At 68.5% G+C, this 11,357-nt stretch carries 9 protein-coding genes and 1 pseudogene; 4 read left to right on the top strand and 6 right to left on the bottom strand.

From position 1 onward, the window contains the following. Positions 1–96: 96 nt before the first annotated feature. The gene (locus tag BJF80_RS19115) at positions 97–237 is read right to left on the bottom strand and encodes a hypothetical protein (protein ID WP_187344378.1); all 141 of its coding nucleotides are present in this window, start codon (positions 235–237) and stop codon (positions 97–99) included. Between BJF80_RS19115 and BJF80_RS20460 the strand changes: the two are divergent. Next, positions 227–631: pseudogene (locus tag BJF80_RS20460) on the top strand (relaxase domain-containing protein); the annotation flags it as partial. The gene BJF80_RS19115 and the pseudogene BJF80_RS20460 overlap by 11 nt on opposite strands. A gap of 651 nt (positions 632–1,282) precedes the next feature. On the opposite strand, the gene BJF80_RS13460 reads toward BJF80_RS20460, so the two are convergent. Further along, positions 1,283–2,326, bottom strand: a complete 1,044-nt coding sequence (locus tag BJF80_RS13460) for an IS110 family RNA-guided transposase (RefSeq protein WP_075814396.1) — start codon at positions 2,324–2,326, stop codon at positions 1,283–1,285. A 20-nt stretch (positions 2,327–2,346) separates the two neighbouring features. Between BJF80_RS13460 and BJF80_RS13455 the strand changes: the two genes are divergently transcribed. Further along, the gene (locus BJF80_RS13455) at positions 2,347–4,515 is read left to right on the top strand and encodes an AAA family ATPase (protein ID WP_083673685.1); all 2,169 of its coding nucleotides are present in this window, start codon (positions 2,347–2,349) and stop codon (positions 4,513–4,515) included. Between the two features lie 180 nt (positions 4,516–4,695). Then, a complete protein-coding gene (locus tag BJF80_RS13450; RefSeq protein WP_143554118.1) occupies positions 4,696–5,766 on the top strand; it encodes a serine hydrolase domain-containing protein in 1,071 nt (356 codons plus the stop codon). 322 nt (positions 5,767–6,088) lie between these two features. Here the strand turns inward: BJF80_RS13450 and BJF80_RS13445 are convergent, their stop codons facing one another. Then, complete coding sequence (locus BJF80_RS13445; RefSeq protein ID WP_075814330.1) at positions 6,089–7,084, bottom strand: VOC family protein; 996 nt, start codon at positions 7,082–7,084, stop codon at positions 6,089–6,091. Between the two features lie 128 nt (positions 7,085–7,212). Here BJF80_RS13445 and BJF80_RS13440 point away from each other — a divergent pair, with 128 nt between their 5' ends. Next, the gene (locus BJF80_RS13440) at positions 7,213–7,689 is read left to right on the top strand and encodes a MarR family winged helix-turn-helix transcriptional regulator (protein WP_075814328.1); all 477 of its coding nucleotides are present in this window, start codon (positions 7,213–7,215) and stop codon (positions 7,687–7,689) included. Positions 7,690–7,879: 190 nt separating this feature from the next. Here BJF80_RS13440 and BJF80_RS20455 read toward each other — a convergent pair whose 3' ends face one another. From BJF80_RS20455 to BJF80_RS13425, 3 genes are all read right to left on the bottom strand, one after another. Beyond that, positions 7,880–8,275, bottom strand: a complete 396-nt coding sequence (locus tag BJF80_RS20455) for an integrase core domain-containing protein (protein ID WP_237767621.1) — start codon at positions 8,273–8,275, stop codon at positions 7,880–7,882. Between the two features lie 554 nt (positions 8,276–8,829). After that, entirely contained in the window at positions 8,830–9,129 is a 300-nt protein-coding gene (locus tag BJF80_RS13430) for a transposase (RefSeq protein WP_237767620.1), read from the bottom strand. A gap of 639 nt (positions 9,130–9,768) precedes the next feature. Further along, the gene (locus BJF80_RS13425; protein ID WP_158068540.1) at positions 9,769–11,022 is read right to left on the bottom strand and encodes a glucose-1-phosphate adenylyltransferase family protein; all 1,254 of its coding nucleotides are present in this window, start codon (positions 11,020–11,022) and stop codon (positions 9,769–9,771) included. Positions 11,023–11,357: the final 335 nt, after the last annotated feature.

Genomic DNA, 11,357 nt, shown 5'->3' with positions numbered 1-11,357 from the left:
GCGCCGCCACCACCGGCACCCGCCGACCGCTACACTGAACCCCGCCCAAGGTGGGGAAAATCAGTGAGCATCACTGAGGAACTTCGACGAGCCTCGTCACTCCCGCGCCACGCCTAGCTGGTTGGCGACTGCGGTCATCGCCTCGGTCACCGTGGCGTACTCCTGCTGGTGCTCCCTGACCAGACGCACCGCCCGGGCACGAAGCTCCGGATCGATCTTCTTCGGCATGGTGCTCATCCTCCTGTACTCAAACAGGAGCGGCATCAAACCTGGGGCGCTTCATATTCACATGCAGATCGGTATGAGAGTGTTCGCGGCGGGCAAGTGGCGGGGCTTGAACGGTGCCGCCCTGTTCAAGCAGCAAGGCGCGATCCGCGCCCTCGGTACTGCGGTGATCGCCGCCAGCCCCGAACTGGCCGAAGTGCTCGACCGGCACGGATTGACCCTCAACCCCGCCACGGGCGAAGTGGTCGAGTTGCAGCCATTCAACTCCCTGATGAGCAAGCGCGGCGCGCAGGTGGGTAAGAACCTGGAACGCCTCGAAGCCGCGTGGGATGCCGCGCACCCCGGCAAGACGATGGGGCCGGTCGTTGCCACCCGCCTGCGCGCCGAGGCATGGGCACATGAACGGCCTGCGAAGAAGCCCACCACTCTGGCCGAGGAAGCCGGATGGGTGACGGAGCTGCGGGAGGCCGGATACGCCCCCGACACCTTGCGCCGCCCTGCCCCGCGCGCATCAGTGGGGCTGGATGGCCTGAGCGTGCAGGAGGTTGCCTCTCGCGCGCTGGATCGTTGCGCCGCCGCTGCGTCGGTGTGGTCGGAGCACACGGTGACCGAGCATGCGATGCGGATCATGACCGAGTACGGCCTGCGCGCCACCCCCGAGGAGATACGCGAGTTCGTGCAGGTTGCAACGGTGCTGGCGCTGGAGGACTGCTTCTCGGTCCTTCCGCCCGACGCGCCACGGCCGGAGCATGTGGCGCATCTGACGAGCGTGCGCGTCATGCACGCCGAGACCGAGCTGTGCGACCTCATCACCGCCCATGTGCCCGGCCGGGAACCGAAGCACCCCGACGTGCAACGCCTTGCAGAAGCTGTTGGACTCGATGCTGGGCAGACCGAGGCAGCGGCGGCCGTTGCGTCCGCTGATCCGCTGGTGATTGTGGAAGGTGCTGCGGGAGCGGGAAGACGACCATGCTTGCCACAGCCATCCAAGCCGCCGCCGAGCGGGGTGGGGTGGTGCGGGTGGTTGCGCCGATGCTCCTATGTCAAGGGCGGCGTCTCAGGCGGCCTGCTGGATGTGGGTGGAGGCTGGGATCTGGTCGGCGCGCAGAGCGGAGTAGATGGCGTCGGAGAGTCGTCGACGCAGCAGTCGCATCGCGGCGACGCGGTCCTTGCCGCGGGCTCCGGCCTTGGCCAGGTAGGCCTGGCCGGGTCCGACGCCGCGCGCCTGGGTGAGGGCGATCATGTGCAGGGCGTAGTTCATCTGACGGTTGCCGCCACGGTTGAGGCGGACCTTGCCGGCCGAGGCGCCGGACCACACCGGCACGGGCGCGGTACCGGTGAACCGGGCGAAGGCGTCCTTGTCCCGGAACCGGTGGACACCGGCAGTCTCGCCGATGATCACCGCGGCAGAGAACACGCCACAGCCGGGCAGTGACAGCAGCGTCGGGGCTTGGTCCGCCACCAGGGTCTTGAGCTCCTTCTCGATGTCCTTGATCTCCTCGCTGAGGTCAGCGATCCGGACCAGGAGCTTGCGTGCCAGGCGGACGACGATGCCGTCCTGGGTGTCGAGGAAGGCCTCGACGCGGGCCCGGGTGTTGGCCTGACGCAGGCTGCGGGACGGCAGCGCCAGATCGGGGTCCAGCTCGTGCAGGTGCCAACGCAGCTGGCAGCACGCGCGGGTGCGCTGCATGACCAGGTCACGCCGGTAGTCCGAGAGCAGCTTGACCTGGCGGGCGGGGCCGTCGAGCTCAGCGACCGGCAGTCCTGGGTGACGCAACGCAGCCACAGCGACGGCCTCAGCGTCGATCGGGTCGGACTTGCCCGGTGTCCGCGCCCCGCGGCGTGCACCGGCCATCAGCCGAGTCGGGACGCGGACCACCCGCTGCCCGGCACGCAGCAGGTCGCCCTCCAGTCTGCGGGTCAGGTGCCGGCAGTCCTCCAGGGCGAAGGTGACCTCCTGGAACTGTGCCGCCCAGGTCAGCAGCTGCAGGTGCCCGTCGGTGTTGGCGCGCAGGGTGCACCCGCCCAGGCGCCGGCCGACGTCGTCGACGGCGACGAAGGTGTGCGTGCGTTTGTGGGAGTCGGTGCCGATCATCACCATGGCGGTGGACCTCCTGGTCGATACTGGGATGGACGTCCTGGTCGCCGGGTGCGGCGGGCACGCCTCAATCCAGCCCGGAGCAGGCTCCTATCAAGCCACGCCACGCCCGACGCCAGGGCGTCCGGCCGAGCCGCACATCGGACGAGCAGCCAACGACGGGGACCCACCGCAGCAGCGAAAAAGGAGCGAACCCGACCGGACCCCATCAGCGTGCCATTGAGACGAAGAAAGCCGCTGACGTCGCACACCAGACCCTCGGTGTGCCCGCTGATTCGGTTGCCGCGCTCGTCCACGCCCACGGGTACAGGTGGAACGAGGACGGCGTATGGACACGCCTGACAGTCGGCGATATCGACCCGGAGACCGGTCGTGTCTACAGTGGCCCGCCGGAGGCTGCGTGGTTGTGGCGGGGTGAGCGGATTGTGGTGGATGAGGCGGGGATGCTCGACCAAGACAGCGCCCTCGCACTGTTCACCGTCGCCGCCGAACACGGTGCAACTCTCGCGCTGATCGGTGACCGTGCGCAGCTCCCCGCCGTCGGCCGGGGTGGGGTGCTCGACATGGCCGCGCAGATTCAGGGCCGTACCATCGATATGAGCGAGGTGCACCGGTTCGCCGACCCTGCCTACGCCGACCTCTCGATTCGGTTGCGGGGCCGTGATGATCCCGCCGCGATCTTCGAGCAGCTACAGGACCTTGGTCTCATTCAGTTGCATGCCGATACCGACGAGTTGCATGAGCACATTGCCACGCAGCGGGGCGACGGTCAGGCGGTCACCGTTGCCACCAACGACGAAGCCACCCGGTTGAACATGCGCATCCGTGATGAGCGGGTGCGTGCCGGGGCTGTAGACGACAGCACGATCACGGCGGGCAGTGATGGTCTGCCGGTGGGTCGGGGTGATCTGATTCAGACGCGGAAGAACGACGCCGCTCTGGGGGTGGCGAACCGTCAGCAGTGGATCGTCCAGCACGTCGAGGAGGACGGCACTGTCTGGGCGGTCGAGGCCGAGAACGGCCGCAAGCGTGACCACTCGGCGCGGCTTCCTGCCGCGTATGTCGCCGAGCATGCGCATCTCGCCTATGCCTCCACCGCATACGGGGTGCAGGGGGTGACGGTGCCGGTCTCGCACACGATCCTCACCGATGCCATGACCGGTCCGGCTGTCTACGTCGGCATGACGCGGGGTAAGGGTGAGAACCGGCTGCATATCGTCGCCGACAACACGACTGACGCGCGAGAGCAGTTCATCGAGGCGATGCAACGCGACCGCGCCGACCGTGGCCTCACCGACGCCACCCAGCAGGCAGCCGAGGCCGTGCGGGGGTTGGTTGATGACGGCCCGGTGAAGCTCGTGCGCTCCGAGATAGCCGCCCTCGAACGGCTTGCGGAACAATCCGAGGCGAGTGCTGTGCGGTGGCAGCAGGCCAGTGATGGCCTGGACGAGCTGCACCCCCGGCAGCGGTTCGAGCGGGAGCAGGCGGCCGACGCCAACGATGCGGCGAAGCAGCAGCTCGAACTCGTGCGCGCCGGGGTCGCTGAACCGATGATCGAGCAGGCGCGCGCCGTGCTGACCGACTGGCAAGACGCCGACACCGCTGAGCAGACTGCCCGCGACAGGGTACGGACGGCAGGGCGGTTCAAGAAGCGCCGCGCCACCGCCGAGCACGACGCGGCCCAGACCGTCGCCCGCGACGCGAAACGACGCCTCGCGAAGACATGGGGCGAACCGCCCCGCAGGAACGAAACCCGGCAAGCGTGGGTCGAGCGCGTCACCAGGCCCCAGATCGACGCTGATCCTCGCGTGGTCGAGGCTGAGCAGCAGCGCACCGCCACCGCACAGGCCCTCCACGCCGTGATGGAGCCGAACCCGTGGCCGACCATCGGCGTCTATGCTCGCGTCTTCGGCGACGAGGCAGTGAGGAAGAACCCTGGCGCTTACGTCAACGCCCGACCCGCACGACTGGCCGCAGACGCGACCCGCACCGCCCAGACCGCCCGCGCAGAAGCCGAGACGCTACGCGCGCTCACTCCCGCCGAGGCGGTCGAACGAATCGCGCAGACCCGCGCGTCCGAGGAATCCCGGCGCGAGACCGCCCGCATCCTTGCAGAGCGCGAACGCCAACTCCGCGTCTCCCGCTCGCCCCACAGCAACCCAACTCTCGGCGGGCATGGCTTGGGCATGTGAGACGGTCCGGCGCTCGTATCGCAGGCAGAGAGTGTCCATCTGTGCAGAAGAACAGTACGGGGTACTCGCTGTCCGGTCATCCTTCGGTTCGCCGGCACCCACCACGGTGTTCTACTTCCGGCAGCGGGCCGCATCGTCTCCCACCAGCTTTGCCTATGCACTCGCCAATAGGATGAGAGGGTGAAGCGCCGATGGGTAATTGCCGCAGGGATGGTTCCTCTTGCGGTCGCACTCGGTGTCGCCGCGACGCGGCGGAGGCCTCGAATTGCGCTGTCGCCGGATGAGACAGGTGACTCGGCCCTGGCCGCCCGAGTGAAGGTGCATCTGGCGACATCGACCGATGTGCGCGACCGGATGAGCATTTCTGTCATCGATGGCGACGATACGCGTATAGCGAGCTTCGGCGCGACGGCCGATACCGAGTACGAGGTCGGTTCGGTCACGAAGACGATGACGGCGTCTCTGCTGCAAGAAATGATCGAGCGTGACGAGGTCAGTCCGGATGCTCGTCTCGGCGATTTTCTCGACCTCGGTGACTCCGCAGCAGCAAGCGTCACGCTTGAAGACCTCGCGACCCATCACAGTGGCCTGCCCCGCCTCCCTGATACCTGGCGCATGTATGTAGACAGCTTGCGGTTCGAGCTTCTCGCGAAAGACCCGTATCGCGACACTCTCGAACGGCTCGTTATGGACGCACGCGCGACGAAACTCGGGCCGCAGGCCTTTGAGTATTCAAACTTCGGCTATGCCCTTCTTGGTCAGGCACTCGCGGCGAGCAAAGGAAGTGACTACTCAGCACTCCTCCAAGAGCGGATCTTTGCGCCGCTGGGGATGTCCTCGAGCTTCGCGGCAAACCGCGTCTCCGATCTCGCGCCGGGTGCGCCCACGGGGTTCACCGAGAGCGGACGTCGGAGTGACCCGTGGGTGCTCGGCGCGTACGCACCGGGTGGGAGCGTCCGTTCCACGCTCACTGATTTGACCGCTTATGTGCGGGCACAACTCGATGGCACCGCGCCCGGCGTATCGGCAACGGAACCGCGTATCGATGTAGATAGCGACCGGATCGGCTACGCCTGGTTCACGACACCGGATGGCATCACCTGGCACAACGGCACAACAGGCGGCTTCAGTAGCTGGATCGGCTTCGACCGCGCGAACGGGCGCGGCGCGGTTGTCCTCAGCAACACGGCAAGCGATGTCGATGGCCTGGGCTTCGCGCTGGTTCGGGGCGACTCGACAGAACATTCATAACGATGCGGTGCCCACCCGAGAGATGACCCGAGCATCTGGCTCCCAGACCGTTACCGCGTCTTCGCCCACACCGTACCCCGATGGATGCCGTACTGCTTCGCAATGGCATTCACGCTGAGACCGCGCTCACGGGCTGTTCGCATAGCGTCCACTTCCTTATCCATCAGCCGTGTTCGTGGTCGTTTCTTTGGTTCCGTCGACGCCCCGATCAGAGTGTCATCCCCCTCACCTTCGGAGCCAGCATGGCCGCGAATCCCTTGAATTCATGCGGAAACGAGCTTCTGAACCCGAGGTCGTCTGTTCCCGCAGCGCCCAATTGCTTTCACCCGGTTCGAGGTGCGGTATGAGGCCCCTGGCCTGCTGAGACGCGGTCGAGGGGCGTTCGTCGTGGCTGGCGGCCGTCGCCTGTGGGGCTCGTCATCGCGTCACGTCGCGGCGCTGACCTCGAGGAGCTGCGCCAGGGGTCCTCGAAGCGCAGGGTGCGGCCGTCGTGCTGGGCGGGGATCTCGTGGTGGCGGAGTCGCTCGGCGAGTGCGTCGACGTCCTGGGTGGTCGGTACCACGATGGAGACCTGCCCGAGGCCGATGGTGGCGGCCCGGGCGCCTGCGCCGCGGCTGCCCCAGCTGTTCATGGCCATGTGGTGGTGGTAGCCACCGGCCGAGACGAAGATCGCGCCGTTCCACTGGGCGGTGACCTCGAAGCCGAGGGCGTCGACGTAGAAGGCCCGCGCGGTGGGGACGTCGCCGACCTTGAGGTGCACGTGGCCCACCTCGGCGGTGCTGGGGGCCTGCTCCACGTGGTGGTCGCGCAGGAACGCCTGCGGGTCCAGGGGGAGGGAGTCCATGGCCACCCGGCCGCCGTGCCAGCTCCACTGCTCGCGCGGCCGGTCCCGGTAGAGCTCGATGCCGTTGCCCTCGGGGTCGGTGAAGTAGAACGCCTCCGAGACCAGGTGGTCGGCGGAGCCGACGAAGATCGAGCGGGGGTGCTGGCCGGCCCGGGCGACGACGTCCGCGAGCGCGGCTCGGTCCGGGAAGAGCAGCGCGGTGTGGAACAGGCCTGCCTGGCCGGGTGCCGGGGCGGGGAGGCCGGGGGTGTGGACGAGGATGACGAGAGCGTCGCGTCCGCGACCGAGGACGCTGGTGTCGGCCCGCCCGACGGCGGGGGAGCCACGGTCGATGGCGGTGCGCGCGGCGTCGCCGGGCAGCTCCTCGAGGCCGAGCGCGTCACGGTAGTAGTCCGTCATGCCCGGGAGGTCGGCCACGTGCAGGGTGACGGCGTCCATGGTGGTGGTGCCGGGCAGAAGAAGATCGGTGGTCATGGTGGGGCCCTCGGCAGTTGTCGTGTCAACTAATTGCGTTACCGTACCACCGCATAGTTGTCGGTACAACTGACCCCGCCTCGTCGGTGGCGGAGGTTGTCCCATCAACCATCGGTGATACTGGTGCGATGACGACGACGTGGTTGACAGATGCCGAGCGAGCGGCCTGGGTCCGGATGGCAGCCGTGCTGGAGCTGCTGCCCGGTGTGCTCGACACGCAGCTGCGGCGGGACAGCGGGCTCACCCACTTCGAGTACTTCACGCTGGCCATGCTCTCCGAGGCAGACGGCCGGACGCTGCGGATGACCGCGCTCGCGGCCCAGACCAACGCCACCCTCCCGCGGCTCTCGCACGTGGTTCGGCGTCTCGAGGGTCGAGGTCTGGTGTCGCGTATGCCGTGTCCCGAGGATGCCCGCGCCACGAACGCCCGGCTGACCGACGACGGGTGGGAGGCGGTCCGGGCAGCTGCGCCGGGTCACGTCGCCGCCGTCCGCGGCGCCGTCGTCGACGCGCTGACCCCCACGCAGATCGAGCAGCTGACGGCTATCACCACCGCGATCCTGCGGCGTATCGATCCCGATGGGACCATGCTGGACCGGTCATGAACCGATGGCCCTGCCCGGGAGCGCAAGGAGAACGACGTGGTTGACCGAACCGCGATCTGGCGGGCGGTGCACGAGGAGCGACGCAGGCTGACGTCCGACCTGCAGGGCATCAGCCCGGAAGGTGTCAAGTCGGGTGAGACAGGTTCCGTGAGGCGGTCTGTATGAGGGCCTCCTGTGAGGGTGTCCCGTGTCAAGCTTCTGACAGGTTTTCGGCCTCGGCAAAGTTGGGTGTGCCGGGGTCGGCCAGGCCCAGGTGCACTTCGCGGGGCCGGTTCCAGGAGAGCGCCTCGTGGGGTCGGGTCGTGTTGAACTCGGACCGGAAGTCCTCGCTGTGAGCGACGAGGTCGTGGATGTCGTCGATCTGCTCGCGGTAGAGCCGTTCGTACTTCAAGGACTGGAAGGCCCGCTCCCGGACGCCGTTGTGCCCCGGGGTCCTGACCCGGGTACGAATATGGTCCAGCTGCGGAGTCGACTCGATGAACGCGGCGAACCTGGCCGACCGGAACGGGCCACCGTTGTCGGTCACCAGCGTGATCGGCACGACTTCCCCGGTCACCGGGTCGGCCAGGTGTTCCAGCAGGTCCACACCGTCGGGCAGAAGGCTCGCAGTCTCGGCCAGGGCGAGCTGGACCGCGGCGATGGCGTCGTGCTGGTTCGCGGTCGGTGACCAGTGCCACCCGAACTCATACTTCGACCAGTAGTCCGCGATCCGCGCGACCCGCCAGGTCCCGCCGGAGGTGGTCTCGTGACTGGCGAGAAGTCGAACTGCCAGACCATGGTCGGCGTGGTCGGCGTGTCCGCGAACGCGGCCCTGCGCGCCTGGGCCAGCTGGCGCCGTTCCCGCTGGTAGTCGGCCTTGAGCAGCAGCCCGGCGTCGTCGAGGATCCGCGCCGTGGTCGACATCGACACCCGGTGCCCCGAGTGCCGTGCCATCGCCCAGACCTTCCGGTGACCCCACGCGGCGTGCCTGCCCGCCAGGCCGGTGACCACCTCCCGCGATGCCTGCCGTGCCGGCTGCGGCCACGGGCCCTTGGCCTGGGCGTCCCGCGCGGGCGTGAGCCTGCCAACGGCGGTAGGTCCGTTCGGGGATGCCGATCAGCTGGCAGAACCTCGTGGTCGGCATCCCCGCGTCGGTGCGGATTACCTCGAGGTCCTCGAAGGGCCCAGCCGCCCCTCAGCGCTCTTCCAGACCCGGGCCTCAAGATGCGCCTCCCCCAGGGCAGTGGTCAGCTCGGTGACCTCGGCCTCCAGCTGGGCCTCCCGGGTCGTGGGCCCGGTCCGGCCCGACGCCAACGCGGTCCGCCCCGCTTCGAGGAACTCGGCCTTCCACCGGCCGATCAACTGCTCGGACCCCTTCTCCTTGCGCGCCGCCTCCGCGATAGAGACCTCGCCCGCCAACACGCTGAGCACGATCCTGGTCTTGCGCTCCGCCGGGATCACAGATGGTCGACCATAGTCCATCTCCTCCCTGGTCACGCCGATCATGCCCTCATAACCGGTGTTCCAAGAAGTTTGATACGCGACATGATCAACTTCGAGAACTACCGCCTCCGCATGCTCCTCATCGGCGGAGGACTGAACCTATGACCCCACCCTCAAAGACGAAGAGCCGGGAAACCTGCACGCGGAACTCCCCGGCAGAGAGGTCGGGAATCTCCTACGCCCGCTTCCCAGAATCGCCTACGCGGTCGGCAACGCCCCACTCAACGACGTCTGTCGGTGGATCGAGGCGCAGGCTGACGGCGTTATGGCTTCACCCGACAACGATCACCAGGCGGACATCCTGCGCACTGTGTCGCTAGCCCTTCACGCCCCCCGATTCCGTACTTGGCATCCTTTTCGCATCCAGCAACGAGGGAGGTGCCGTTAGTTCTTTGCGTGAATGGTTCGGGTGGGACGCCCACCAGGCCAGAGCTGTGCTCAATCTGCAGTTCAGGCGCCTCATCGTCGAACACCGTGTGACTGTCCACGAGCTAGCCAAGGCGGAGCAGGGGCCCGCCGAAACCCTAGACCCCACATGGTGACGCTCACGCCTGAGCCGGCTCGCCATCACCCCTCCGAGCCCCCATTCGGCTGAGCTCAGGTGGTGCTGCCGGGCTCCAGCCGGGCGCCGGGCTCGACGGTGGTGCCGCCGCGGACCCGGCAGTCCTGCCCCACGAGGGTGACGGTCTCGTCGGTGAGCCGGGTGCCGGGCGGGCAGGCACCGACGGTGGCGTCCCGGCCGACCCGCGTCCCCCGGTCGACGACGCTCGTCCGCACCCGCGCACCGGCCTCGACGAGCACGTCGTCGAGGAGCACGCTGTCCTCGACCAGGGCACCGGCCTGGACCTGCACGCCCCGACCCAGCACCGACCGGACGACGCGTCCGCGGACGCGGGAGCCCGGCCCGACCATGGCGTCCACGAGCTCGCCCTCCTCGCCCACCCAGCCGGGCGGGCCGGGCAGCGTCTGACCGAGGACCGGCCGGTCGGCGTGCCCGAAGACGTCGACCCTGCCGGTGAGCAGGTCTCGGTGGGCCTGCAGGTATGCCTGGGGCCGGCCCACGTCCTTCCAGTACCCGGTGATGGGGACGGCCCGGACGCGGCCCCGCCGCACCAGGGCGGGCAGCAGGTGGTCGCCGAAGTCGCCGAGCCCGGTGTCGCGGTCGTCGTCCGCGGCGGCCTGCAGCTCGGCGTGCAGCCGCTCCAGCTCGGCCAGCAGGGGCTGCGGCCGGTAGAGGAAAATCTCCGTTGCCACGGTGCCCGAGTCGGTGGACCGCGGCTTGGCGTGGACGGCGGTGACCTGTCCGTCGGCCTCGTGCTCGACCACGACCTTCTGGGTGGCCTCCTGGACGCCGATCTCGGCGGTGACGAGGGTGCACTCGGCCTCGCGGGCCAGGTGCTCGGCCACCACCGGTCGTAGGTCGAGGTTGAAGACGTGGTCGGCGGACATGACGATGAGGACGTGCGGGTCGGCGACCCGGATCGCCTCGCGCATCCGGAAGAGGCCGTCGGCGTTGCCGTGGCTGAAGCCCTCTTCGTGGGCCGACCCGGTGCCCTCCTCGGGGGTCAGCCGGCGGAAGCCGCCACGGTTGCGGTCCAGGTCCCACGGCCGGCCCCCCGCGAGGTAGCCGTCCAGCGAGCTGGACTGGAACTGCACCGAGACCCACACGTCGCTGACGCCGGCCGCGGCCAGCACCGACAGCGGGAAGTCGATGAGCGCGTTGGTCGCCGCGAAGGGTAGGGCGGGCTTGGCCCGCTCACGGGTGAGCACGTCCATGCGACTGCCCTGCCCTCCGGCCTGCACCACGGCCAGGGTCCTCAGGTCGACGGGGATCGAGGTCACGGCAGCCACAAGCGACCATAGTAGGGGACTGGTGCTGTGTGAACCACCCCGGGTTTGGTGGAGGTCTTGATCTGTACGGGAGAGTGGAGTCATGCCTGCACCGAGGAAGTACACCGACGAGTTGGGTGAGCGTGCGATCCGCACGGTGAACGAGACGGTCACAGAGAACCCGGGGATGCCGGTCAAGCGCGCCTGCAGCCAGGTGGGTGAGCAGCTGGGCATCCCGGCCGCGACCCTGCGGAACGGTTCCGCGGGCCCGGTCCCGCGGCCGGGTCGACCGCGACGGCGACCGACTCCCACGAGCGGCTCGTGCAGCTGGAGAAGGAGAACCGCGAGCTGCGCCG

Source organism: Serinicoccus sp. CUA-874, from assembly GCF_001942225.1.
Classification (GTDB): domain Bacteria; phylum Actinomycetota; class Actinomycetes; order Actinomycetales; family Dermatophilaceae; genus Ornithinicoccus; species Ornithinicoccus marinus.
The sequence above is the reverse complement of the archived record's forward strand: the minus strand, read 5'-3'. Positions and strand labels throughout refer to the sequence as shown.